The organism is Paenibacillus arenosi, from assembly GCF_014841135.1.
Lineage (GTDB): Bacteria > Bacillota > Bacilli > Paenibacillales > Paenibacillaceae > Paenibacillus_B > Paenibacillus_B arenosi.
Genome location: NZ_JACYTN010000010.1, coordinates 1 through 25,420, shown reverse-complemented (window position 1 = coordinate 25,420; position 25,420 = coordinate 1). Strand labels below are relative to the sequence as shown.

General features: G+C 40.6%; 22 protein-coding genes. 17 read left to right on the top strand and 5 right to left on the bottom strand.

Features of this window, described 5'->3' with window-relative positions; genetic code table 11:
* Positions 1-268: 268 nt before the first annotated feature.
* From IFO66_RS13505 to IFO66_RS13475, 7 genes are read left to right on the top strand one after another with little or no spacing between them, the layout of a single operon-like run.
* Positions 269-1,249, top strand: a complete 981-nt coding sequence (locus IFO66_RS13505) for a glycosyltransferase (RefSeq protein ID WP_192025653.1) — start codon at positions 269-271, stop codon at positions 1,247-1,249.
* A 31-nt stretch (positions 1,250-1,280) separates the two neighbouring features.
* Positions 1,281-2,432, top strand: coding sequence for a glycosyl hydrolase family 8 (locus tag IFO66_RS13500; protein WP_192025652.1), 1,152 nt, complete (start codon positions 1,281-1,283; stop codon positions 2,430-2,432).
* Between the two features lie 28 nt (positions 2,433-2,460).
* Complete coding sequence (gene wsfD, locus IFO66_RS13495) at positions 2,461-3,954, top strand: glycan biosynthesis hexose transferase WsfD (protein WP_192025651.1); 1,494 nt, start codon at positions 2,461-2,463, stop codon at positions 3,952-3,954.
* 30 nt (positions 3,955-3,984) lie between these two features.
* Positions 3,985-5,541: a hypothetical protein gene (locus IFO66_RS13490; RefSeq protein ID WP_192025650.1), complete on the top strand. Its 1,557-nt coding sequence runs from the start codon at positions 3,985-3,987 to the stop codon at positions 5,539-5,541.
* Between the two features lie 10 nt (positions 5,542-5,551).
* Positions 5,552-6,802 (top strand): glycosyltransferase family 2 protein, encoded by a 1,251-nt coding sequence (locus tag IFO66_RS13485; protein ID WP_192025649.1) that lies wholly within the window; start codon positions 5,552-5,554, stop codon positions 6,800-6,802.
* A gap of 19 nt (positions 6,803-6,821) precedes the next feature.
* Positions 6,822-8,912 carry a cellulose biosynthesis cyclic di-GMP-binding regulatory protein BcsB gene (locus IFO66_RS13480; protein ID WP_225445758.1) on the top strand — a complete coding sequence of 697 codons (2,091 nt, stop codon included), beginning with the start codon at positions 6,822-6,824 and terminating at the stop codon, positions 8,910-8,912.
* A complete protein-coding gene (locus IFO66_RS13475) occupies positions 8,902-9,756 on the top strand; it encodes a diguanylate cyclase domain-containing protein (RefSeq protein ID WP_192025647.1) in 855 nt (284 codons plus the stop codon). The genes IFO66_RS13480 and IFO66_RS13475 overlap by 11 nt, the downstream gene beginning before the upstream one ends.
* 157 nt (positions 9,757-9,913) lie before the next feature.
* Here IFO66_RS13475 and IFO66_RS13470 read toward each other — a convergent pair whose 3' ends face one another.
* Complete coding sequence (locus IFO66_RS13470; protein ID WP_192025646.1) at positions 9,914-11,260, bottom strand: aminotransferase-like domain-containing protein; 1,347 nt, start codon at positions 11,258-11,260, stop codon at positions 9,914-9,916.
* Between the two features lie 269 nt (positions 11,261-11,529).
* On the opposite strand from IFO66_RS13470, the gene IFO66_RS13465 reads away from it, so the two are divergent.
* Positions 11,530-12,486: a DMT family transporter gene (locus IFO66_RS13465; RefSeq protein ID WP_192025645.1), complete on the top strand. Its 957-nt coding sequence runs from the start codon at positions 11,530-11,532 to the stop codon at positions 12,484-12,486.
* Between the two features lie 413 nt (positions 12,487-12,899).
* Here the strand turns inward: IFO66_RS13465 and IFO66_RS13460 are convergent, their stop codons facing one another.
* The 3 genes from IFO66_RS13460 to IFO66_RS13450 all read right to left on the bottom strand — a co-directional run bounded on the left by IFO66_RS13460 (position 12,900) and on the right by IFO66_RS13450 (position 15,595).
* Positions 12,900-13,319 carry a VOC family protein gene (locus tag IFO66_RS13460; RefSeq protein WP_192025644.1) on the bottom strand — a complete coding sequence of 140 codons (420 nt, stop codon included), beginning with the start codon at positions 13,317-13,319 and terminating at the stop codon, positions 12,900-12,902.
* Between the two features lie 113 nt (positions 13,320-13,432).
* Complete coding sequence (locus IFO66_RS13455) at positions 13,433-14,656, bottom strand: MFS transporter (protein ID WP_192025643.1); 1,224 nt, start codon at positions 14,654-14,656, stop codon at positions 13,433-13,435.
* A 66-nt stretch (positions 14,657-14,722) separates the two neighbouring features.
* A complete protein-coding gene (locus IFO66_RS13450) occupies positions 14,723-15,595 on the bottom strand; it encodes a LysR family transcriptional regulator (protein ID WP_192025642.1) in 873 nt (290 codons plus the stop codon).
* Positions 15,596-16,076: 481 nt separating this feature from the next.
* On the opposite strand from IFO66_RS13450, the gene IFO66_RS13445 reads away from it, so the two are divergent.
* From IFO66_RS13445 to IFO66_RS13405, 9 genes are all read left to right on the top strand, one after another.
* Positions 16,077-16,658: an RNA polymerase sigma factor gene (locus tag IFO66_RS13445; protein ID WP_192025641.1), complete on the top strand. Its 582-nt coding sequence runs from the start codon at positions 16,077-16,079 to the stop codon at positions 16,656-16,658.
* Positions 16,633-17,811 (top strand): DUF4179 domain-containing protein, encoded by a 1,179-nt coding sequence (locus tag IFO66_RS13440; protein ID WP_192025640.1) that lies wholly within the window; start codon positions 16,633-16,635, stop codon positions 17,809-17,811. The genes IFO66_RS13445 and IFO66_RS13440 overlap by 26 nt, the downstream gene beginning before the upstream one ends.
* Before the next feature lie 35 nt (positions 17,812-17,846).
* Positions 17,847-18,884, top strand: coding sequence for a DUF5643 domain-containing protein (locus IFO66_RS13435; RefSeq protein WP_192025639.1), 1,038 nt, complete (start codon positions 17,847-17,849; stop codon positions 18,882-18,884).
* A 248-nt stretch (positions 18,885-19,132) separates the two neighbouring features.
* The gene (locus tag IFO66_RS13430; RefSeq protein ID WP_192025638.1) at positions 19,133-19,921 is read left to right on the top strand and encodes a hypothetical protein; all 789 of its coding nucleotides are present in this window, start codon (positions 19,133-19,135) and stop codon (positions 19,919-19,921) included.
* Between the two features lie 109 nt (positions 19,922-20,030).
* On the top strand, positions 20,031-20,711 hold the full coding sequence (locus IFO66_RS13425) for a response regulator transcription factor (protein WP_192025637.1): 681 nt from the start codon (positions 20,031-20,033) through the stop codon (positions 20,709-20,711).
* 14 nt (positions 20,712-20,725) lie between these two features.
* Positions 20,726-22,468, top strand: a complete 1,743-nt coding sequence (locus IFO66_RS13420; RefSeq protein WP_337913042.1) for a sensor histidine kinase — start codon at positions 20,726-20,728, stop codon at positions 22,466-22,468.
* Between the two features lie 8 nt (positions 22,469-22,476).
* On the top strand, positions 22,477-22,974 hold the full coding sequence (locus IFO66_RS13415) for a hypothetical protein (protein ID WP_192025635.1): 498 nt from the start codon (positions 22,477-22,479) through the stop codon (positions 22,972-22,974).
* A gap of 1,003 nt (positions 22,975-23,977) precedes the next feature.
* Complete coding sequence (locus IFO66_RS13410; RefSeq protein ID WP_192025634.1) at positions 23,978-24,922, top strand: DUF5643 domain-containing protein; 945 nt, start codon at positions 23,978-23,980, stop codon at positions 24,920-24,922.
* Between the two features lie 212 nt (positions 24,923-25,134).
* Positions 25,135-25,332: a hypothetical protein gene (locus tag IFO66_RS13405; protein ID WP_225445754.1), complete on the top strand. Its 198-nt coding sequence runs from the start codon at positions 25,135-25,137 to the stop codon at positions 25,330-25,332.
* Here the strand turns inward: IFO66_RS13405 and IFO66_RS24360 are convergent.
* The coding region (locus IFO66_RS24360; RefSeq protein WP_192025633.1) for an IS3 family transposase at positions 25,316-25,420 on the bottom strand (105 nt) is incomplete at its 5' end. The two genes, IFO66_RS13405 and IFO66_RS24360, sit on opposite strands and share 17 nt — an antisense overlap.

Below are 25,420 nucleotides of genomic sequence, written 5' to 3'. Positions count from 1 at the left end.
CACGTTACAGGTATTACCTTTTATTTTCTGATTCGAGTTGGACTACAATGGGTACATCATTTTGTTCAGAAATTGTTAAGTCTGTAGAACTATAATCATAAGGATATGTATTATTTATTCTTGATCATTTTCACATAATTGCTGATAATCATAGGTATAAAGTATTATTTGTGAAGTTATGAAGACTGACGGAATGCTGAACTATTCAGGTCGTGAGTCCAGACTTATTTATATTGTTCATTAGAATTAGAATGAGAGGAGCGATAACGTGAAACTAATATCTGTTGTCATACCAGCTTATTACGAAGAAGAAGTTATTGAACATTGCTATGAATCGTTGACGCGTGTAATGAGACATACGAACTATGCTTATGAGTTGATTTTCGTCAATGATGGAAGTCGTGATCGTACATTGGAAAAATTAACTCTTATTGCCAGTAGCGACTATAATGTGAAGATCATCGATTTTGCAAGAAATTTCGGGCATCAGGCTGCCGTAACCGCTGGAATTGCTAAGGCTAATGGAGATGCGGTTGTCATTATAGATGCGGACTTACAAGATCCCCCTGAAGTTATTGAAAGCATGATTGCGAAGTGGGAGGAAGGCTATGATATCGTATATGGCAAAAGGAGGAAACGCGAGGGAGAAACGTGGTTCAAGCTCGTAACAGCTAAGTACTTCTATCGGTTCCTCAATTATATGTCGGATGTAGATATCCCAAAAGACACAGGTGACTTCAGACTGATTGATAGCAAAGTGGCACATATATTCAACCGCATGTCTGAGAAAAATCGATTTATTCGCGGAATGATTAGCTGGATTGGATTTAAACAAACGTATGTAGAGTACGATCGGAATGAGCGATTTGCTGGTGAAACGAAATATCCGCTTCGAAAAATGCTGAGATTCGCAACGGACGGCATCGTTTCTTTCTCCTCGAAGCCGTTAAAATATATTATGCGTATAGGTTTTGTTACAGTTATACTGGCACTTGGCCTTTTAATTTATTCTGTATGTGCCAAACTTATTGGTTCTCCAACTGAGCCAGGTTGGACATCGATTATGGTAGCTATTACACTGTTCAGCGGTGTGCAGATGCTTTCTTTAGGTATTATTGGCGAATATATCGCCAGAATATATGACGAGAGTAAGAGTAGGCCGTTGTATATCGTTCAAAATGAAGTGAATTTTGAGCATATACAGACATCTAATCGGTCAAATGAAGCGAAAGTTCCTTCCGTGATGTAGCGTGTATGGTACGAAAGTGAGGTTTAATAGAATGAACAAAAATATGATGCTTGGTGCAGGAATTGTTGTATCTATTCTGTTACTCACTTCCTGTGATCGATCAGAGCAGGTTGCACGTCCTGTTCAACCTGATGATAAACCTAATGTGTCAGCTCCACTATTTCCTGAAGAGACCTACGGAAATGAACCACATGTACAAGCAAATGAGCAACAATTGTACCAGTTTATAAATGAGCAGATGAATGGTGAGTACGGCATATTTACAAACTTCAGCAACACAGATCAGAATGCTGATGTAGCTACTGGGCATGAGGTACTGAGTGAATCAGCAGGATTACTAATGCGTTATTATACACGAACAGGCCAACAGCAAGCGTTTGACAACGAATGGAATCGAGCAAAGCAGACATTTGACCTATCCAGTGGATTCAGTTATCGATACAGTCCACAACAAAATAAACGCCACACGTTGAATGCTGCAGTTGACGATCTGCGATTAATACGTGCCTTGCATGAGGCAGGGAATGTTTTTAACGATGAACGATACCGCCAAGAAGCAGACCAATACGGCAAGCGTTTCTATGAACACAACATTAGAGACGGACGTTTGTATGACTTTTATGATGAAACATATAAAATTACAAATGACTTTATTACGCTGTGTTACATCGACCTTACTTCATTAGGATTGCTACCTATTTCATCAGAAGAAAGTAAGACACTACAGCAAAATATGCTCGACATCCTGCATCAGGGCTTTTTGTCAGACGAGTTTCCATTTTATGAGACAAGATACAGCTACAAAACGGAAAGCTATCAATCGGAACGAATCAATATGGTTGAGTCGTTATTGACCATTTTATCGCTCGTTGAGGTGAATCAGCATCATCCGTCAAGTATCAAGTATATAAAAGAACATGTGCAAGCAGGAACAATGTTTGGGCAATATACCAAAGTAGGAAAAGCGACGACAGACATTCAATCGACGGCTATTTACGCGATTACAGCCATGATTGGTACTGAACTCAGAGATAAAGAGTTATATGAAGCAAGTATTCGCAGAATGGAACAGTACCAGGTACAAAATAGTGGCACAAAGCTTGATGGGGGATATGGAGACGCTGCATCACAGCAAGCCTATTCCTTTGATAACTTAATGGCATTATTGGCCTATGCACATTAAATTGAAAGTAAAGAAAGGGTGAGGGCTTATGACGGAGAAAGGGAGCATACTCGTAAAAAGCAAGCTTATTGCATTAAGTCGGTATGTATCTCCGGCTATGCTCGCAGCCTTAGGAGTGCTATTCATTACGATCATCGCACTGTTCGTTCCACCCTATATTGGAATGGCAGACAATGGTGATTATTTTCGAATTCTCTACAGTAACGGCTTATATTTCAATATGCCGAACTATGATAGTTATTACTTAGGCTACTTCATAAAAGAGTACGGTATTTTTCAGCACTTTAATGAAAATGGAGCAACTTTATTTTCGTCTCAGTCGTATTTTATTCGTTTGTCGATATGGTTAAATGAGTTGTTTTATCATGACCAATTGTATGATATTCGGTTTCAGACCATTATTTTTATTGTGTTGTATACAATCGCCATTTATTTGTTTGTGGAAAGTCTCACTTGGAAGATTCCTCGAAAATACGGCTATCCAATTGCCTTGATCGCCATATTTCTATTTGCAGATACGGCGTATACGGCGTTCTTTAACTCGTTTTTCAGTGAAAGCATCGTATGGACCATGCTCATTTATGTATTCGCAGCGGGATTATTGTTGTACAGGAATCGCTACAATGATTATGTGCTAATGGCGATTTTCTTTGTTAGTGCACTGTTATTAACAACGAGCAAGCAGCAAAACGCCCCAGTAGGTGTCATTTTAGCAGTTACGGGCCTTGTACTTATTTTTGTACGTAAAGAGCGAGCTTATCGCATAGGGATGTCAGCAATTTTAGTTGCATTGTTCCTAGCTGGCGTTGGGACATATGTGTTAATTCCGAAGGAGTTCGTAAATATTAACCAGTACCATGCCATGACTCGCGGCGTTTTGATGGAATCAGAGGATCCTGAAGCTACTTTGAAAGCATTTGGCATCGATAAGCAATATGCCGTTCTTAATAAAAGTATCTATTATGAGCCATATACAACAGTAGACGTCGATTCAAAAATATTGGAGGATCATTTCTACAGCAAATATGGATTTGGATCGATACTGGCTTACTATATAACAAATCCAGGACAAGCATTTAAGATGCTGGATATCGCAGCAAAGCATGCTTTTACGATAAGGCCACCAGCGATGGGGAACTATGAAAAGTCTGCTGGTAAGGAGTTCGCTGCCCAGACATCATTCTTTTCTGTATATAGCAAAATCAAGCATGCATTAGCACCGAAAACATTCGGCTTCATCGTGCTATGGGTCATCATTATTATCGGCTTGTATATGCCTTCATTTATTAAAGCTGTAAAGGACAAGCATATGCGTCATATTCAACGGCTGCCGTTAATTCTAGGTATCATGTTACTCGGATTATCGGGCATACTTGTTTCCATTATTGGAGCGGGAGACGCGGATTTGTCGAAGCATGAATTTTTATTTACAGCGGCATTTGACCTAGTTACATTTGTTGCTATCGCAGATGCCATTCGTGGATATTTGTGGCGAAGTGATCAGGATATTATCGTTCAATAGCATGAACAAGATGAATGGAAGGGGATAGGCATGTTGCAACAAGCTATAAAGAAAGTATTACTTCTATTTATTATTATGCTGCTCATTATTTTGCCAGTCACGTCTGTTCCCTCACTTCATGCTGAAGCTAGTAAACCTGTACACATTCTGTTATTGTACGATAGCTTGGCTAAGGGCACATCAAAAGCAGGGAATGTGGAAGCACTTCAACGTATGCTTGCCACTTTTAGTGTAAAGGTTACGCTTCAATCTTTTGACACGTATCAGAAAGGCGAACTGGATCAATATTCGCAAGTAATAGGGGTTCATAATGTTCCTGATATTGCTGTTTCTAATAGGGCGTTCTTAAATGATATTGAAGAGTATACGGGTAGCTACTTACATATTGGCACGAATGCTCCAGCTATTGTAATGAATAAGCTCAGACTGAGCTTGAACCATATAAACGAGGATACGATTCGATTGTCGATCGATCATTTCTCAGAGCCGTCAATTCAAGCCGATTCCCTCTCTTATATTGTCAGCCATTCAGGCAGTAGCCATGGTCTTATTGCATCAAGGAACAGCGACCGACAATCTCCATATGGTGTTGTTGGGGAAGAAATGGCTTATGTATCTTTTTTTGAACAAGGTAACCTGAGTGAACTTGCGATAGGGTATGTACTGCGTGATTGGCTTGGCTGGTCAGAACAGAGCAGCACGTATGTGGTATTCAAGGAAATCTATCCGTTCTCTGACTTGATAAGGCTGGAGAAGCTCGCAGACGAGCTTTATGAAGCAGGGATTCCGTTCATTGTAAGTGTTAGACCTGTTTTTAGCAATTTAGACTATCCTGCTACAAAACGCTATTTAGAAACGTTGAAATATGTTCAATCCAGGAACGGAAATGTCGTCGTGAATGTGCCTGTTGTAGCATCTACTATAAGCCAACTGGATAGAGATCTTAATAAGAGCTTTGAGTTGTTCATTGATGCGATGGCTAAGCAGGGAGTTGCCCCTTTAGGAATCGGGGCTGAGATGTATTGGACATACGACCAACACTATGCCAATTCCGGGCTGGGCTTATTTGATACAGCGGTCTTATTTCCTAATGAGAAATTAATGCATAAGTCGCAAGTTAATTCATCACTATCGTTTCCTACTTCTTTGTATAGTCTACAGCTACGTTTTCTGGACGCATTGGAATATAAAGAAACAGCTATCGCTGATCTACCTATGAATACGGCGATTACATTCGACTTCAATGATAATGAACAGCAGTTGGTCCAAGCGGTTCAGCGGCTCCGCGATAGTTGGGTAACATTTGCTGACTTGAAATATGGGGATCATACTGTAACAACACAAGCGAACACCATTCGATCAAGCGGAGGTTCTTTGTACATCAATGACCAATTGATCGATCTAGCAACTGCACGCGAGGAAGTTAGTGAGGAATTTGAGTACAAGCCTAAAGTAGAAAAAAGCTTCGAGCGTTGGTTTAATGTTCAAAATAAAGTCTTTATCGTTATCATATTGGTGACGATTGTAGCGTTTGGCGGCTTCTTCATTATTGGCCACCGATTATACAAACGGAAGTATTTCAAATGAGGAGGCCGCTATGACGATTGCAGATATACTAATGATGATTGCCGTGGTTTGTATATGGTCTCTCTTGCTTGTCAATGTGGTTCTCATAATTGCAGGCTACTTGTATTACCTCGATATTGAAGGCAAAAAGGTGCCAGACATCAAAGGGGAAGCGCCCTTCGTTACGATCATGGTTCCGGCACACAATGAAGGAATGGTTATTATAAAGACTGTCGAATCGCTTTTAGCTCTAGACTATCCGCATCATAAATATGAGATTATCGTCATTAACGATAATTCATCAGATGATAGCAGTGTCCTGTTAGCAGATTTGCAAGATCGCTATCCTAGCCGGAACCTAATCATTATTAATACGGATAAGATTACTGGCGGCAAAGGGAAATCTAATGCTCTGAATATTGGATTTCAGCGCAGTAAAGGTGAGCTGATTGCCATTTATGATGCAGATAATACACCTGAGAAAACAGCGCTTCGATATTTGGTAGGCGAGATTATGAATGATGATTCGCTCGGTGCTGTTATTGGCAAGTTCCGTACACGGAACCGCGACGCAAGTTTGTTAACGCGATTTATTAACATCGAGACGTTATCGTTTCAATGGATGGCGCAGGCAGGACGATGGAAATTGTTCAAGCTGTGCACCATCCCAGGCACCAACTTTATTATGCGACGTCACATCGTTGAAGAAATTGGTGGATGGGATGTAAAAGCAATCGCAGAAGATACGGAGATCAGCTTCCGTATTTACATGATGGGCTACCGGATTAAGTTTCAGCCTAAGGCCGTCACCTGGGAACAGGAGCCCCAAACGCTTAAAGTATGGTTCAAGCAGCGTACTCGCTGGGCAAAGGGCAATATTTATGTGATCGTCAAAAACATACCGCTGCTCTTTGACCGCTCAGCCAAAAGAATTCGTTTTGATATTTTATATTTCTTATCCATTTACTTTTTGTTGTTAACGTCGCTAGTGATGTCTGATATTTTACTCATCTTACATGCTTTGGGATATGTTCATACAACGATTGCGGGGCTTAGTATGTTCCTATGGTTGCTTGCGATAACGCTATTTGTTACGGGAACATTTATTACGATCATTACGGAAAAAGGAGAGATGCGCCTCTCTAACTTATGGATCATACTGCTTATGTATGTGTCTTATTGCCAAATGTGGATGGTCGTAGCAGCATATGGATTGTATGCGTATATTAAGGACCAAATTTTCAAGCGCGAAGTGAAATGGTATAAAACGGAACGTTTTTAAGATAGGAGAGAAGCGTGTGATGAGAAGAAGTCTACTTATCGGCATCACTTGTATATGTATGCTGATCGTACAGCTTGTTCAGCCGATGGCAGTTGCTGCTGCTGAAGTTAGCAATGTAAAGGTGTACGAGACGCTGATGACGAACACGAACACGTCGTTATCGGGTGTGATGACCTCTAAACATTTTCAATTTCAAACCGAACCTTATTGGAAAGCAAAAAACGCTACGATTACACTGGACTACAAAGCATCTCAGTTAGCGATCAATGATCGCTCCAGTGTGACATTGTCGATGAATGGAACTAAGTTTTATTCCTTCCGACCTAAAGTTGCTGATCAAGTGAAGCAGCAGTTGGCAGTAGTTGTTCCAGCGGAATTACTTGTTAAGGGCAACAATACATTATCTGTGACAGGTAATATTGAGACCACTAAAAATGATCAAATCTGTGTACCGCCAGATAGACATGATAATTGGTTAGAGTTGTATAAGTCTTCTACGATTGCTGTAAAGTACGATACGGAAGCATTTAGCGGCACGATTCAAGATTTCAATGAGCGATTCACGGGAATGGACACGGTTCATACTGATTCCAATCTAATTGTGATCCCTGAACAAAGTAGTTCGACAGAATTGGAAGCAGCTGTGCACGCATTATCTGGCTTCGCAAAATCAAATAAACGGAAGAACGACACGATTCCGATGCAGAAGTTTGATGCGGCATCGATGGACCATAAAAAATGGATCGTAGCTGTTGCTCTTTATGATCATTTGCCAGCCACGATCAAAGCATCTTTGGGGCAGCAGGACTTTAGTAAGCAAGCGCTTATTCAAGTTGTGAACTGGTCTGGGAAGCCAACGCTTGTTGTAACTTCTCAAGATGCGAATCTGCTCGTTAAAGCAGGACGATTTATTGCGAATCAAGAGCTTATGATGCAATTGAACGCAAGCTCAAAAGTAATCACCGAAAGCACGGATGTTAACACACCCGTTGTAAGTGTGAGCAAGCAAGTAACACTAACGGAAACTGGCGATGAGTTAAAAGGTCCTATGCGCCAAGAAAAAAGCTACTTTATCGCTTTGCCTGCTAACCGCGCCATTGCAGACGCCAGCAAGATTAGTCTCGATATGCGTTACGCTAAAAATCTAGACTTCGATCGTTCTATGGTGACGGTATACGTGAATGACAAGCCAATAGGCAGTAAGAAGCTGACTTCTGAGCTGGCGAATAGTGACACACTAACGTTGCCAATACCTAAAAACCTTGATATATCAGGTAACTTTATGGTGACGGTGGCATTTGATTTGGAAATGAAACACAGTGTATGTATTCGACCTCAGGACGAGATGCCGTGGGCTTATATTACTAAGGATTCTTTACTGCAATTGAATACGAAGGACAAGACAGAATTACTATTTAACAACTATCCAAGCCCGTTCTTGCGCGATGGAAGCTTCAATCAAGTTGCAGTCGTTATGCCAAAGGAGCGAGATAGCTATACGTATTTGGCACTATCGAATATGTTTAATCTTCTTGGGCAATATGCAGAGGGGAACACAGGCAATATTCGCTTCTTTGACGACACCGTAGCTTCTTCTGAGTTGACAGACTACAATGTTATTGCGATTGGCAGCTATGCTAACAATAAAGTAATTCGTGATCAGAATGCAAAGCTCTACTTCCAATATGCTGCGGATGGTGGGGGATTTATCTCGAATGAAAAAATGAGCATTGATCAGGATTACGGTAAGCGATTAGGTACATTGCAGCTCATTGAATCTCCGTATAAAGAAGGTCATGGACTATTAGCGGTCACTGGAGCGAGCTCTGAATATTATTACTTGGCTTCCAAGCTGCTCGCCAGCGAAGAACAGAAGTGGAAAGTATTTGGAGACAGTGTGGCAGCTGATAAGGATGGACAAGTATTTGCCCATCGCTTTAAGAAGCAGGCAGAGCAAAATGAACAGTCACTTGTAAGTAATATTATGGAGCGCAGCGATGTGCTTGGCTTTATGGTTGCAGTAATGCTCGTCATTGTGCTGATTCTCGTATCACTTATTTTCATGATTCGCAAATATAGAAAGAAGCGGAGGCAGAATAATGAAACGTAATCAAAGTAATCTGCTGTCCGATGGAGCTTTCTTACTGTGGATCGTCATGACGTTTGTCAGTATCATATTCATTGCGGGAGATCCGAACCGTTATATCTTGAATATTATATTGTTAAATGTGGCTTTGCTCGTTGCGATTATTACGTACTTTACATCGCTGACCATCGGGCTTATCCTCAATGTCCTGTTTATTTTCGGTTATGGTACATTCACGCTTTATCAAACACTAATGCAAGGCAGTGCGCTGGAAGGTCATCATTATTTCTGGCTCATCATGACACCTGTGTTTACGATTGTTGCGTGGATGATCACATTTAGTAACCAGAAGATGCAGGCTGAGAATGAGCAGCTCCTGAAGAGAAATCAATCGTTAGCAACGATGGATGAAAATACCGATCTAAAAAACAGTCGATCATTCCAAAAGGATGCGACGATATTTATGGCGCTATCCAAGCGTTATCAAATAGAGCTTACGCTGCTTGTCGTAAAGGTAAGGTATTGGGATGAATTGAAGCAGATGGTCAGTAGGGAACAAATGACGGAGCTGATTTACGATTTGTCCAAATTGAGTGAGACAAGCATACGTATGAATGACTCGCTCTATATGCTGAATTCCGACGATCCGACATGGGGGCTGCTGCTGTTTACTGACCGTGAAGGCGCTTCTATCGTTATCAATCGAATTAAGGATAAAGTAGCAGCATTTAATGCGGTTGAATCTACAGGCAAGTACAAAATTGATTTGGATTTGATAATTGGCGCGATTGAGTACGAGGCGGAGACGGTCTCGACTCCGTTGGATTTCATTGCTCAGGCAAGGAAACAGTTGGAGTATGATGTGTAGCTGCTCATAAATAACATAATGAATCCCCTTTAGGCCGTGCAGCTGACGCATCAAAATGATGTCGTTGCAACATGCATGCTTAAAGGGGATTTTTGCGGTAGGTGTACGTTGTTTTCTTACTGCTGCACTTATCTTTGAGCGTCGTCTAACACTATGTTTATCCTCGTTGTATCTCTTCCATTAGGTCCTTTATCCCTTGATCCATTTGTTCAATAGATGTTCTGGATATGCTCATCCGTAGAAATTTTTCCCGATTCAGCCAACTAGACAAATAGAAGGGGTTCCCAGGAGCGACTGTAATTTGCTTTGTTGCAAGTCGCTTTATAAGTTGATCCATATTGATCGTTAGTGGCAATTTGAATTGCGTATACATGCTCGAGCTTGTTTCTGAAAGCTGTACAAGTCCTTTATCGTTATATCGCTTAACTGCTGCATGCAGCGCCTGCATACGGGCACTATATTCTTTGCTTAGAAGCTGCTTATGACGTTGATACATGCCATTTCGGATGTACACTTCAAGTGCCGCTTGAGATAAAAGGGAAGTATCGCCATAACTTTTATAGGATTGAAATGTTTGTACTAACTGCTCTGGAAGAACAGCAACGCCGAGTCGTAATCCCGGGAATATCATTTTAGAGAAACTCTTCAAATAAATCACGTGAGAACTCTGATTATATGAATAAATAGGATCGAACTGTCGGCCCACGCCCAGATCTGCCATATAGTCATCTTCGATAATATACACATCGTAGGTGCTGGCAAGCTTGGCTAATTTTCGCCTTTCTTCAGTGCGGTAAGAGGTACCGAGCGGGTTCTGGCAGCGTGACATCGTATAGAAAAATTTGATCTCTCCGCTGCTGAATGCTTCCTCTAGTGCTTGCCAGTCGATCCCTTGTGCCGTGCGTGCAACTCCGCGAACTGGGATTCCTTCTCTTTCTAAATAACGCAAATAGAGATCATAGCTAGGCTGTTCGACAAGTATGGTGGAGCGTTGGTTCGGGAACGACATTTTTGCTGCTATTTCTAGTGCTTGGTGAATGCCAGACGTAACTATAATTTGTTCTGTACGTGCAAACACTTGATCATCCGCTAAGAGCGATACGAGCGCTTGTTTGAGGGAACAGAGTCCTTGTGGATGGCCGTAAGTAAATAAGTTGTATTTATGCGTATCGATTGCTTTGTTCATGCAATGTTGGAAGTCTCGATACGGGAATAAATGAAGATCGGGTGATGCAGATGAAAAGTCAATCCCGTTCCCGTCATTGAAACTGCCTCTGTTAGTTTGATCGGAGCCGAATCGATCTACTACATAGTAACCGCTCTGTGGAATCGTATAAATCACGTGTCGTTGTTCAAGCTCTGTATAGGCTTGCGTGATCGTGCTTTGGCTGCAGTGATACATTTGCATGGCTTGGCGAACAGATGGCAGCTTCTGACCTGATTTGTAATGTCCTTCTCGGATTTTAGATTCAATATCCGCAGTGATGGCCTGATATTTTTTCATAATTACTCCTCTATGTATGCCCTTTAGCAGTTCATTGACGTAAGCCCGCACTTGTGAGGCAACGAAAGGTGTGCATTTTCGTTCTAGTGTATATGTTACCATGCTGATTCCATTCTGACAGTAATAACCGTGTTACGTGTATCGATACAGTTGCGCAATTTGCTTCTCGGCTGCGAATCGAATCTATTGTATCGTGAAACGTAACGAACAAGGGAGTTGGATATCACTTGTTCCCGTTATGGCTACACAGAGAGAAAGGGAGAATACACATGAACAGAACAGGGATTAAGCTCGCATATTTTCTAGCAGTAATAAATGCCATTATTATCGGATTTTCATTTTTATTTGCCAAAGTTACATTGGACTACGCAGCGCCGCTGGACACATTGACATATCGCTTTGCAGCTTCTTTTATCGTGATGTCGATACCAGTTGTATTCGGCTGGATTAAGCTTCAATATCGAGGGAAGGCACTGTATAAAGCATTGCTTCTTTCATTAATGTACCCGTTAGGATTTTTCACTTTGCAAGCATTTGGGCTTCAATATGCTAGCTCAGCAGAAGGTGGAATTTTATATGCATGCACCCCTGTAGTAACCCTAATTCTTGCATCGATATTTTTGAAAGAAAAAACGTCGTTGCTGCAAAAATGTTCAATATTTTTGTCTGTTTTCGGAGTTGTATTTATTTTCGTAATGATGGGGAGCACGATCGACTTCTCGAATGTGACAGGATTGCTTCTATTGTTTATGACATGTGTTGCTTTCGCGGGATATAGTGTAATGGCAAGATCGCTTTCGAAGCAGTTTAGTCCCGCAGAACTCACTTATCTGATGCTTGGAGTAGGATTTGTTACATTTTTAGTCGTTTCGATGGTCCAGCATATCAGCGCTGGAACTACAGCTCATTTCTTAGCGCCAATCACAAACAGCACATTTGTCGTATCGATTCTATTTTTAGGTGTCATATCTTCACTTGGTACAGCGTTGGCGGCGAACTATATTTTATCGAAAATGGAAGCGTCTAAAATGAGCGTGTTCTCGAATTTATCAACGATTGTCTCGATGGCGGCAGGAGCAATGTTCTTAGGTGAGGAAATAACGGTGTATCATCTTATTGGCTCTGTACTTATTATTGCTGGTGTAGTAGGAGCGAATTACTTGGGTAGAAAGAAAGGCGTGCAGCAGCAGCCTATTGTTGTGCAACCCAGCCATGCGGTAAAGTAAACAAGTTCACGCTAATTTTTCTTAAAGATATGAACAACAGACAAGGTCGTTCCGAACACACAAAGAAACATGGAGATAGCTAAAAGAAAGCCAGAGCCATTATAGACAAACTTCCCAATTAATAAAATGAATATTGCTAATATAGTAAATTGTATTCCTAAGAGAATGGCTTGTAGGGGTTTGAGCTTCCTTGAAATGAACCAGCAGACAGCTATCACAAGGACAAGTAGAATAGGTAATGCTGCTAATAACGATATCAAATCGTGAGGCCTCCTTTACATTTGAATTCGAATATTGATGATAGTATCCCTTTATTTTATTCCATTGTCTAGATTGAAAAACAAAAGAACCGAGTAGGCAAGGACAACACTGTCTTTGCTGCTCGGTTCTTAATCGTTCATACTATGTTGGAATTATGCTTCGCTATCCACTAGATTGAGCTGCCATGTTACACCGAATTTGTCGGCCACCCATGCAAATTTCTTACTAAATGGATAAGCGGCTAAAGGCATCATCACTTTTCCATCCTGAGACAACTTTTCGAAAGCGTGGTCAACTTCAGCCTCTGTATCGCAATTAACGAATAACGAGATAGCTGGCGTAAAACCAAAGTCATGCTTCACGAAACTGTCAAAGAACATAAACTGCTGCCCATGAATGGATAATATCGCCTGCATCACCGTGCCCTCAGGGCCATCCTCGTTCGGTCCATAGTACTTTGCACTTACGATTTCGGCATTGTCGAAGATGGACATATAATAGTTCATAGCCTCTCGAGCTTGACCTGTAAACATCAGAAACGTAGAAATTTTTTGCATGGAATTGCTGCTCATCGTTGATTCACTCCTTAGGAACAATGGATATAGTATGCTTCAAATAGAAATGAAACATACGTTCTCATATCATTTATTATCCAAGAGTTAGGTGAGCCTGTCAAATTGTATTATTATACTTTCTGCTTAAGTCCTTTCCATACAGCATTTCCTCTCTCAGAACCAAACAGCATGGCGACTATAAAGCATACGACGACATATGGCATAATCGCGATCGTAGTTAATGACGCCGCCCATCCGAGTAAAGGAGGTAGCAAGGTAGCACCAGTATAAGCGACGGCCATTTGATAACCCATAAGATGTTGAGATTGCTCTTTTCCGAAGCGTACAGGTGTCTCATGGAGCATACATGGATAAATGGGTGCGCAACCTAAGCCGACCATAATAAAGCCAATCAACGAAAACGTGGTTGGTAGCGGTAGCAATAGCATGATTGCACCCGTCAAAGCTATTAATTGTCCGGAACGAATCAAAATTTTGTTGCTCACTTTTAAAGTAATAAATCCGGTGATGAATCTGCCGACTGTTATGCCTGCATAATACATCGACACCCATTGTGCTGCTACGGAAGCGGGTAAGTCTTTCACATTTACGAGAAAGCTACTGCCCCAAAGTCCCATCGTTGCTTCTGTTCCGCAATAGAATAAGAAGGCAAGTAGCGTTGCTTTAACACCTTTCATTTTTAAAGGACTGACTTTTTTGTTTTGTGCATCGTGAGCAGATATCGTTACATCAATCTCGCTATGAATAGCAGTCGTGTCAGTATGAGACTCATCGTTTTCTTTATGCACAACTCGTTTCCAGAGAGGGAGAGTGAGCAGTAAAATAGCAACCAACGCAAACTGAATCATCGCGATTGTAAAATATCCATCTCTCCAGCCGCTACTGCCAACCATATAGTAAGACATAATGAATGGGCCAATTGTTGCACCTACACCCCAGAAGCTGTGAAGCCAACTCATATGATGGGCTTTGTAGTGCAAAGCTACATAGTTGTTTAAAGCTGCATCAACTGCACCAGCTCCTAAGCCTAAAGGAATAGCCAGTACAATCAGCCAGATCAATGACGGCGCATATGCAAATCCAAGTAGTGCAGCAGCGGTCATGAGACTACTAATAAAGGTTACTTTTCCAGTTCCTAACCACTTAAGCATGAGGCCGCTCATTGAACTGGAGACAATGGTACCGCCTGCAATGATCATAGACAGGAAGCCAGCAGTTTCGAACGATGCATCGTATTCCTTGTGCATAATTGGCCATGCAACCCCGAGCAAGGAGTCCGGCAGACCTAAGCTAATAAAGGCTAAATAAATAATCAGTAAGAAAAATGTTGCCATTACCTGTGAAGCCACCTTAAGTTTATTTTCTTGACTATGCAGAGAACAGCTAGTAGCGCTGTATAACTACTTAGTCGCAGATTCCGAATACGATGTAATCCAATTGTAGAGCTTTGATCCTAATTGTGCATCTTGAGCAATCAATGTAATAGAGCGTCTTCCATCCAAGTCTTCGATCGGTAGCGCGAACAATTGGAGATGCCCCAGGTTTTGAGCATTCAATTCTGGAACGATAGTAATGCCCATTCCAGCTGCAACAGCACCAAAAATAAAGTCTCCAGAGGCGACTTCAGTTATCGCAAGAGGTCTATAACCAGCAGCATCGAATTGTGCAAGGATAAATGTTCTCGTATCACAAGGCGATTGATGTACGAGCAAGGATTCTTGATTCAGATCCGCGAGCTTAATGGAACTGCGTGAATGAAATGGATGATTCAAAGGAAACACTGCGTAGTAACCTTCATTAAACAGCTCTTTTTTCCAAAGCGATGCAGTGACATAACCTTGATCAACCAATACAGCGTCGAGTCTTCCTTCTTTTAACGAATGTACAAGCTCAACGGAAGTGTTTTGAATCATGACGCTTACGACTTGATCCGGTAACGATGAATGATTCATTCTTTGCGGCAAATAATAGGTCGCTAAACTAGGCAGAGTTCCTAACGCGATAGGTGCCGTTTTATCGTATTCCCGCATTTCTTGATGTATGTCGAGTAGTTCTGTAAATACAGGTGCAATTCGGGTATGAAAATGTTCACCCGCTTCCGTCAGTTCAATCCCGCTCGACGTTCGATGAAACAACACCACGTTATAGTGATGTTCAAGATTGCGAATGTGCTTACTAATTGCAGGCTGAGAAAGATTCAACGCATAAGCCGCTTTAGATAAGCTTTTTTGTCTAGCAGCTTCAATAAAGCTTTGCAGCCAATCTGTATTCATTGATTACTCACTCACTCCATTGGGATGTTAGTACTCGTTGGTCGTCGTTAGTAGATGCATGAAGATACATAGCATTTTGCATACATATATACGTAACTTTTTACTTATATAGTCGCCTCCCATCATACCATGATGTTTCGTGTTTGTGTTGGGAAATAGTCAAGTGTCTTTCTTGTAGAGTAAAGTATGGAAACAACTGCTATAAATATTTTTTCGGAGGCTATATTATGGTATCAGTAGATTTTGAAATGTAACCGTTGCCCAAATAACGCCCATGGCCCTCGTTACAGACACTTTCACAGATACTCGATGATTTAGTGCATCCGGAGATATGTTTTTGAAAATGATTATTTGTGTGTAATCAGCAGGCGCTATAAATTTCCATAGAAATTTGTTGCAGGATATACATTAACTTTTTCTAATGTCACAAATCGACCTATTCATATTGTTATATATAGTAAATAAACAAGGAGGTGGTCCTTTGGCACATCTCATCCCCGGGGAGAAAGATAGCAAGCAGCATATCGAATGGCTGGTTGAACAAGTGAAAGCTGGCGACCAACAAGCTTTTGCCGATATTATTCGACACTTTGAAAAGCAAATCTATCAATACTGCTACTATCTTCTTAAAAGCCGAGAAGAAGCAGAGGACGTATTGCAAGACATTTTTATTATCGCTTACGACAAGATCGAGCAGTACGAGCAGAAGACTTCCTTTTCCGCATGGCTGAACAAGATTGCTTATCATCATAGTTTGAACGTGATGAAGAAGAGGAATCGCTGGAATCGATTATTTTCTCGTTACAAACAGGAAGTTGTGCTGCGGCCGGCCTATGCGAATCATCATGAGCAAATGATCGATGAGATGCTGGAATGCCTTACTCTAGAAGAGAGACATGTGCTCTTGTTAAAAGCAGTGGAACAGTACAATTTTAATGAAATTGCAGACATTATGGACAGCAATCCAGCAGCGATACGGAAGCGATATGAACGAATACGCAAGAAATTGATAAGTGCGAATAAGGAGGCTGCGGTGAATGGAGCGCTGGTCGAATCAGGATAAGTTAGCGGAAACCCGGATGAAGCATGTCGAGCGTCTCGTTCGAGAGACGCAAATGCCAGTCGATACGTATAGCTATGAAATTATGAAAAAGATAGGAGAGAGGCGTGGGCATAAAAAAACGAACATATGGAGAAAAGCCCTCATCGGTACTTCGGCAGCAGCTCTAGTAGGCGGAATATTATTGGGGAGTGGATTTATCTCACCAGTTATGGCAGAAGCATTGAAACATATCCCACTCATCGGAAGTGTGTTCCAAAATCATAATGATGCTGGTTTGAGAAGGGCAGTAGAAAAAAATCTGGTAGCACCGCTTCAACAAAGTGTAACGCATGATGGTGTAACGCTTGCAGCAAAAGAAATGATTTATGATGGAAGTAGACTATCATTGGTTCTTGAAAGATCAGGAGATGGCTTTACAGAAACGTTTCTCGGTGAGTTTGATGCAGATGGCCGTACGTTTGGAGCGGGGAAAGGCGTGTTAGATCATATTCGTTTCAAAGTGAACGGTGACGAACGCTCTATGAGCCTAACCTCGCTATATCCAGTTAATGAACATACGATTATCGTCAAATTTAATGATGCCCGCCCTATGTTGTCACCTGGTGCTATGAAAGGAATGGATACAACAATTAAGCGTTTCCCAGACCAATTTGATCTAACAATTGAGGCGACATTGACAGAAATCATAACTCCATTTTCTATGACTGTGCCTGTTAAGAAAAATACAGAAAATATAGTGCTTAAGCCAAGCATGAAGTCCACTTATAGTAACTTTAGTCTAAGTTTAGAGCAAGTAGAGCTCACACCTATTACAACCCGCATGCAGCTCGTTGGTAAGGGAGACATTGAAGCACTTCCAGAAATATATAGAGCTCCAAAAGGTGATTACTACGAAGGTAAACTAAATCTGGGTGCAGATATCGTGGATGAGCATGGAAATAGATTGAAAGGTTTGAGCTACCATGGAATGGGTGGAGGAATTAACTTCTACGAAGGGGTCTACTACCTTGATTTTATGTATAATCCTTTTTCTGAGAAGCCGAAGCAGATTACCATTAAACCATATTTGTATGAGGCCATTACGTTAACCAACCATACCGTCACTAAAAAATATATTCCTGATCTTGAATTTATCGTACCTGTACCGAAATGACTTATCACTTTCATATGAAACGGAGAGATAACGCAATGATAAAACGAGAAAAAGGTTACTCATTTATAAAGAAAACAACTTTAGTTCTATCTGGTGCTGTACTAATTAGCGGCATGTTGTGGAGCAGCGGACAGATGTACGCGTCAGCACTTGAATCTTATGAGGAAGCGAAGCGATTTGAATCGTTTGCAGAGCAACTTCATGGCACGAATTCGGCTTTACAAGCCATTGCAGCAAAGCAGCAAAGCAATACCCAAGATGGGATTACACTTACAATGAAAAATGTGAAGCATGATGGTAGGCAAATTGAGGTGGAACTAGATCGTTCAGGGGGAAGCAATCTGTCCAAAACACTCCTTGGAGAGCCACTACCGAACGGCCGAACGGACTACTCCAAAAAAGGCGTTCTGGATGATGTAGAAATATATATCAATGGCGAATTATTTCGTTTTTCAGGCGGCTCCCATTCGCCTGGAAAAGATGCTAACAGCGTTATTTTAAAGTACCAAACTGCTACGGATCGGTCTAACCCACATTTAGGGGCATACAAGTCGCTTCCCGATACATTTGAACTTACCATTAAAGCGACTCTTAGCAAGGTAAAGAAGCCATTTACCTTAAAAGCATCTGTTAAAGGTAAAGAAAAAAGCACAATAATCTCACCAAATATAACAAAAGCACATGGAGACTTTGCATTAACACTCGAGCAGGTGGAAGTAAGTTCATTTGCCACCTATATTGATCTTACGGGAATGGGAGATATTGAAGATTTACCGCAAAAGTATCGAGGTAAAAAGGGAGAACGCAATGAAGGGCTTATCCAAATGGATTTTGATATCGTAGATGAAAAAGGTCAAAACTTGAAAGGCACGTTCTTGTTTGGTCTAGGTGGTGCTAGGGCTCAGAAGGATGGCGAATACAAGTTTAACTATGTCTATTCACCTTTTAAATCTACACCTAAAACGATAACGATTAAGCCATATGTATTTGACGTAACTGATCCTAAAAAGGGGAAAGTTGATAAAAAGTTCATTCCAGAGCTGGAGTACAAAGTGTCGTTATCGAATTTATAAAAATTGCAGAGTGAGTAACCGGGAAGTTGATATGAATGTTATACATAGCGATCGTACTCACAAATGAGACGGTCGCTTTTTTTATGCTGCTATCGAGGAGATTTCAAAATGTTGACTTCCATGAAGGAGGTGGCATTTATTTGTGTATCTGGTGATAAAATACCTCCTAATCATCACACCGTGTACACACGTCGGTCACATGAGCATTCTATACTTAGCTTGTAACTACGAAATGGAGGAATCATGACATGAAAAAAACAGCATTATTTATCAGTGTGGCCATTGCCGCAACTACCTTGGTAGGTCAAGTATGGGCTGAACCGACAACTACGAAAACAGAAGCACCAGCACCAACAAAGCCCATCGTTCAAACAAATACAGTGTCAAAGGAATTTGAATCCTTCCTTGAAAATTTGCAGAAAGCTGTAAAAGAAGATCGCCATAAAGATGTAGCCGACTTGATGTCTTATCCTTTAATTGTAATTAAAAACGGCAAGAAAACAACGATTTCTACAAAGGAACAGTTTGTACAAAAATATGATCGTATCATTACTAGCGATGTGAAAAAACAGCTGCTCAAGCAGAAAGCGAAGCATACATTCCATAATCAATACGGTTATATGATTGGTGAAGGTGTCATGTGGGTGAGTGAAATTAACAATCAAATGCTCGTATACTCCATCAACACATTTGATAATCCATATGAGGTGGCGGGTATTGATGACCCCACGGCATTTGTTCAGTTTTTTAACAAATTGAAAAAAGAAGTAGCTGCCAGCAACAAAAAAGCAGTAGCAGAAATGATCGATTACCCGTTGAATGTCAACAAAAATGGTAAGACTACAAAAATCAAATCAAAACAGGAATTTATAAAAAAATACAACAAAATTATGACGAAAGAAGTGAAACAAAAACTTTTTGCACAAAAAATAGATCGTGTATTTGTTAATGCTGAAGGTGTCATGATTGGCGATGGGCAAATATGGATTAGCCAGTTCGGAACTAAAATTGCTGTATACGCGATCAATTTGCGATAGAATTGCGGTGTATTCGGTCAACATGTAGGAAGTTGATCTTTTGACATGCTTCTCCCATATCCAATAAAATGGAATGATAAACATTTAGGAAGATGCGGAGTGCATGACGATGAACAGAACCATATTGCTTGTTGAGGATGATCCGTTAATGCGTGAATTTATAACGGATTATTTCAAGAAAGAGCAATGGAAAGTTTACGAAGCTGAGGATGGAAGACAGGCGTTAGAGATGTTTGAGCAGGCTTCTATGGATTTGGTTGTGTTGGACATCATGATGCCTGAAATTGACGGCTGGACTGTGTGTAGGCGCATTCGTCAGAAGTCAGATGTGCCTATCATCATTATTACGGCTAGAACGGAAGATGATGATCAAGTGATGGGGTATGAACTAGGTGCAGATGAATATGTTACGAAACCATTTAGCCCAAGAGTGCTGGTTGCCCGTGCGAAGGCTCTGCTGAAAAGATCAGAAGGATCGATCGGTCGTGAAGGAGATATGATGAGCTATGGCGAACTTTCTATCAACAAGCGCTCACATACGGTATTTGTAGGAGAAGAAATCATCAATTTATCACCGAAAGAATACGAGCTACTACTATTTCTGACCAAGCATGAGGGTGCGGTGATGTCGCGAGAGTATATTTTAAATGCGGTATGGGGATTTGATTACTTCGGAGATCTGCGCACTGTAGATACCCATATCAAAAAATTACGAGCTAAGCTGGGAAATGAAGGACGATATATTCGTACCGTCATTCGCGCGGGCTATAAGTTCGAACTTGAGCCATGAGAAAATATGGTGTAGTGAGCAAGCTTTTCATTGCGACATCTGCCTTAATAGCCATTATATTTATGCTAATCATGCTAGCGCAAGGACTGTTCTTCGAACGTTATTACCGCGAATTCAAAATTAGTGAATTGAAACAAAGTATGATTCAGTTAAGTAAGCAGTATGGACAGGGGCACGCGAGTGAACGTGATGTTTCCTATTTGCTAGGACAGTTTTCAAATGAAACGAGTGCAAGTATAGCCATTCTAGATGAACAGATGAATAGAATTAGAATAAACCCGTATTTTATCGAACTTCAAACTCCAACTAAAGTGGTCACGATTCGGCTTCAAATTGAAGCAATGTCGATGAAAGATATTCCTCAAGGATTGCACATCGGAGATAATCTTACAGTAGATGGTATTTTTATGGATCAACAATCTACCATCTTGTCACCCGTTAAATTTCAATCACAAAAATTTGAATTAGTAGATGGATTAGTCCGTATAGAAGGGAAAATTGTTGAAAAGATGCTACCTGATCAGCACTCCTATAATCCTTACTACCAAGATACGCTCTTAAATGATGCACTTTGGGATTGGATGATACAGGCAGATCTGGATGAGTCTCGTATGCAAAATGGAGAACCTATTCAGTCGGAATGGATGGATCCATGGAGTGGTGTAAAATATGTTGTTGTGACTTTTCCATTTTCTAACGTAGATCAGAGTAGAGGTTACTTATTTGCACTTACATCTCTACAACCTGTTGGAGAAGCAGTGGTGATACTCGATAAATATATGATTTATTTGGCGCTTCCGATATTATTGCTTGTTATGTTTCTTTCCTTTGTATTTTCTAGAATTGTGTCGAAACCTTTACTGACGTTAAACCATACAGCTACACGTATGGCGCAGTTGGATTTCACCATGCCAGCTGCTATTCATTCGAAAGATGAGTTCGGTGAACTTTCCCAGAGCATGAATACGATGGCGCGGAATTTGGATACTGCCTTATATGAGCTGACAGTAGCGAATGCTAAATTACAGGATGATATGGTGGAGAAACAACGCCTAGAACAGCTTCGTAAAGAGCTAATCGCGAATATTTCGCATGAGCTAAAGACGCCTTTGGGTATTGTAAAAGGGTTTACGGAAGGGCTGCAGGATGATGTGGCGGAAGAGAAGCGAGAGCGTTATTTATCTTTAATACTGAATGAAGTAGATCGCATGAACGTACTAATTATGGAAATGTTGGAGCTTTCCAAATTCGAGGCCAAAGTCATTCGTTTAGCACCTCAAACGATTGATCTACCAATGCTAGTACAGAAAGTGTGTGCTTGTTTTACTCGTCAATTGGAAAGTAAGCAGCTGCAGGTACAGATGAATGGAGAAGCTTCTGTATTTATATATGCTGATCCTAAGTGGATCGAGCAAGTAATTGTGAATTTGTTGAGCAATGCCATTCGGCATGGAGTAGCACAAAGCATGATTCGAATCCATATGTATGAAACAGTGTCGGGTCAAATGATGACCTGTATCGAAAATGAAGGATCGTCTATTGGCGAAGAAGACATGCATCGGATCTGGGATCAATTTTACCGAGTGGAACGTTCACGCGATCGAAAATTAGGTGGTACGGGTCTTGGACTTGCTATGGTTAAGCATATTCTTGAGCTTCATGGCAGTAATTACGGGGTGAAAAATACGAGTAAGGGCGTTATGTTTTATTTTAGTTTGAAGAAGAGTGACAGCACCGTCCTCGATAATGGGAGTTGATGATACAGATGAAGAAATTAAGATTCATTTATGTATGGGGAGCAGTTGCTATATTACTGTTGACAAGCGCATGTGGAAATGCGCCGCAATCCGGGGCTCCGTCTTCTACGCCAGCTGAACAAAAGCCTGCTGATCAACAAGTAAAGAAAGAACGAACACAATCACCTATCAAACAGGTGCCAATTTTGATGATCATTGACCAGACCAAACAAGAGGGATTTGAAGGGAATATGTTTTACTTTACCGTTGAACAAGTTCCTGAAGGATACTTATTAGCAGAAATGAAGTGGATATCCGATAATCATCAAATTGTAAGTACATCCGAAGAGGCCTCTAAAAATGGAGCGACTGGAGAAGGATATGGATTTTATATAAGTGGCAATGGTCAATATTCTGGGTTCATATATGATGATAAAATGAAGGGTGAACATGGCCAAGTTGTATTTGTATTCCGTAATGACGATAAAGAAGAATTAACTTGGAAACAGAATATTACACTTAAATAGTCATTCGTTTACAAAAGGCTACTATTCGCGTTTTTCCCTGCGACAGCAGCCTTTTATTTTATTCTAATAGAGCCTTAATTCCACGTTCTATTGCATCAGTTGGCTGTGGAGCAACAGCAATGATTGCATCCAAGGCCCACGTCGTCCCAACTTCTATTTGGCAACATTAAATTCGGAAAGATAAGGGGCTCATTCAGGTATTTTCGTATCAGTAAGACTACTCATGATAAGAATAGGGAAGCAGTAGAAATTCAATTGGCATCGTATAGGAGCGAGGTCATGGGCGCTGCCCTGTGGCTGCTAACATCGTTTTTGTCAACACACTATGAGCCTGCTGCATCTCACCGATGATTCGTATATATGCTTTTGCTTTTATTAGGATAGCATTATTTTTTCATCGTCCCAGAATAATGGAGAGCATATTAGGCCTCTTCTGTAACTGATACAATGCCGTTTATTTCATTCCGATATACACGCCAATAACCATCGAATGCTATCTCGATATGATGCGCTGGCTTAATTGCTTCATTAAATCTTCCTCATCTAGCTTCAACAGGCGAACGACAATATTCATTCAGCTGTCTGTCATTGTCCCACTCTCAAAACAAAGCCGCCATGAGCCATCAGTGGCTTGAGCCTTCAGCAGTTGCTGAATGAGACGTGGGATGGCCTCTTCTATGTCCGGTTCATTGCCTCATTCTGTCCTATTCGAATACTCATGCAATAAAATAGTTTGGAAAAATTGATTGTTTATTTCACGGACAATCGAGGTTGCGCCTAAATGATGGGGATAAATGTTAGTAAAAATTATCGATATATTTTAAGATAGGCTGGTCGATTGGGACGAAATAAGATATATTAGTTAGAGTGGGAAATTGTGGTGGAATAATGATTTTGTCTATATTTGTTTGCGATAACATCTAACGATATCGTTGCTGTTATTTAGGGGCAAATCATATCCATCCTGATCACAACATACTAGATAATTTGGAGTGATAGACGAATGACTGAACTAGAACAGTCCTTATCGTTTGGTAAAAAGGTGGGTTTTGGCGTTACAGCTCTTGTACTTTTTATATCCACGATACTGGGGATAGGTCAGGTAGATGCATCTGGAGTGCAATCGAAGTTAGGAAAACAAGCAGAAGTGCAACATCATTACAGCAGTAACAAGCAGGACGGATTCACTTTCTATGTGAAAAACGCAATTCATGGTTCGAAAATGTTGACCTTTGAGTTGGAACGTAAAGGTGGAACTAAGTCATCTCCAACTATGATTGGCAGAGAATTTCCAAATGGTAAAACGAAACATTCCCAGAAAGGAGTTCTAGAAAATCTAGAGTTTTATGTTAATGGGAAGCGGCATGGATTTATTAAGAAATCTATGAAACTAGATGAGGGTAGCAATATTTATACTTTTGAATATGTTACAGAAAAGCCACTGCCTGACAAATTCGATCTCATGATTAAATTGAAAGTAAGTAAAATGAAGAACCCATACACGATTAAAATACCTATGAAATCCAAGGGAAGCACTATACTTAAGCCCGATATGATAAAAGCATACAAAAATTTTCAATTTATTCTTGAACGTGTGGAGATAAGCCCACTGGCAACAACCATCGATTTAGTTGGATATGGTGAGGTAAAGGATTTACCTCTTCCGCTTGTTGGAAATATAGGTGAGGATTTTACTGAAATTGATAGTCTCATAGATTTGAGTTTTGATATAATAGACGAGCAAGGTAATCATCTGATGAATAATGGCTGTTACTACGGGTTTGGCAAAGGAGCAGGTGAATATAAGCTAAAATTGAATTTTTCACCATTCAAGTCGTTGCCTAAAACAATAACAATTATGCCATACGTTGAGAGTGTGAAATCTACTACTGGAAAGCCTGGAAAAATATATATTCAAGAGCTGCAATTTGAGGTTCCGGTTAATTAGTTCATTTATTACATGTAATGAGAGCATGTTATTCGATATTATGGAAGGTGAATGTAGTCCCATTATCGAAATGAACAATGAACTCTTTTATTGTTATCTACGAGTTATACTAAGGATTCGCGATTGCGAATCCTTTTTCCATAGTACGCCGATTATATTCGTCCTCTCCAGTAACTAGGATATCTGTTTTGTCCAATTTAGGAGGTTCATAAATGGTCAACAAACAAAAACAATACGAAATTATCGAGCGTCGTCCAACTGTGTTAGAACATAAGAGATTATGGGAGGCAGTAGGCTGGGGAAACGCTAATATAGAAATGACGGAGCGATCAATTGCTAACTCTGTGTACGCTGTAGTTGTGGTATGTGATGATCTGGACTGTCAACACAAAATCAAACAACTTTTTTAAGGGCTTTTCTTTTGTAATTAACTGGGCTCATATAGCCTAATGTTCCATGTATGCGGTGCTTGTTATACCAATTGACATAGTCATATAA

Bases quoted from the DNA above. Each gene is read 5' to 3' on its own strand.
- IFO66_RS13500 (WP_192025652.1), top strand. From the start codon at position 1,281: ATGAACAAAAATATGATGCTTGGTGCAGGAATTGTTGTATCTATTCTG.
- wsfD (WP_192025651.1), top strand. From the start codon at position 2,461: ATGACGGAGAAAGGGAGCATACTCGTAAAAAGCAAGCTTATTGCATTA.
- IFO66_RS13490 (WP_192025650.1), top strand. From the start codon at position 3,985: ATGTTGCAACAAGCTATAAAGAAAGTATTACTTCTATTTATTATTATG.
- IFO66_RS13485 (WP_192025649.1), top strand. From the start codon at position 5,552: ATGACGATTGCAGATATACTAATGATGATTGCCGTGGTTTGTATATGG.
- IFO66_RS13480 (WP_225445758.1), top strand. From the start codon at position 6,822: ATGAGAAGAAGTCTACTTATCGGCATCACTTGTATATGTATGCTGATC.
- IFO66_RS13475 (WP_192025647.1), top strand. From the start codon at position 8,902: ATGAAACGTAATCAAAGTAATCTGCTGTCCGATGGAGCTTTCTTACTG.
- IFO66_RS13470 (WP_192025646.1), bottom strand. From the start codon at position 11,260: ATGAAAAAATATCAGGCCATCACTGCGGATATTGAATCTAAAATCCGA.
- IFO66_RS13465 (WP_192025645.1), top strand. From the start codon at position 11,530: ATGAACAGAACAGGGATTAAGCTCGCATATTTTCTAGCAGTAATAAAT.
- IFO66_RS13460 (WP_192025644.1), bottom strand. From the start codon at position 13,319: ATGAGCAGCAATTCCATGCAAAAAATTTCTACGTTTCTGATGTTTACA.
- IFO66_RS13455 (WP_192025643.1), bottom strand. From the start codon at position 14,656: ATGGCAACATTTTTCTTACTGATTATTTATTTAGCCTTTATTAGCTTA.
- IFO66_RS13450 (WP_192025642.1), bottom strand. From the start codon at position 15,595: ATGAATACAGATTGGCTGCAAAGCTTTATTGAAGCTGCTAGACAAAAA.
- IFO66_RS13440 (WP_192025640.1), top strand. From the start codon at position 16,633: ATGGAGCGCTGGTCGAATCAGGATAAGTTAGCGGAAACCCGGATGAAG.
- IFO66_RS13435 (WP_192025639.1), top strand. From the start codon at position 17,847: ATGATAAAACGAGAAAAAGGTTACTCATTTATAAAGAAAACAACTTTA.
- IFO66_RS13430 (WP_192025638.1), top strand. From the start codon at position 19,133: ATGAAAAAAACAGCATTATTTATCAGTGTGGCCATTGCCGCAACTACC.
- IFO66_RS13425 (WP_192025637.1), top strand. From the start codon at position 20,031: ATGAACAGAACCATATTGCTTGTTGAGGATGATCCGTTAATGCGTGAA.
- IFO66_RS13415 (WP_192025635.1), top strand. From the start codon at position 22,477: ATGAAGAAATTAAGATTCATTTATGTATGGGGAGCAGTTGCTATATTA.
- IFO66_RS13410 (WP_192025634.1), top strand. From the start codon at position 23,978: ATGACTGAACTAGAACAGTCCTTATCGTTTGGTAAAAAGGTGGGTTTT.
- IFO66_RS13405 (WP_225445754.1), top strand. From the start codon at position 25,135: ATGGTCAACAAACAAAAACAATACGAAATTATCGAGCGTCGTCCAACT.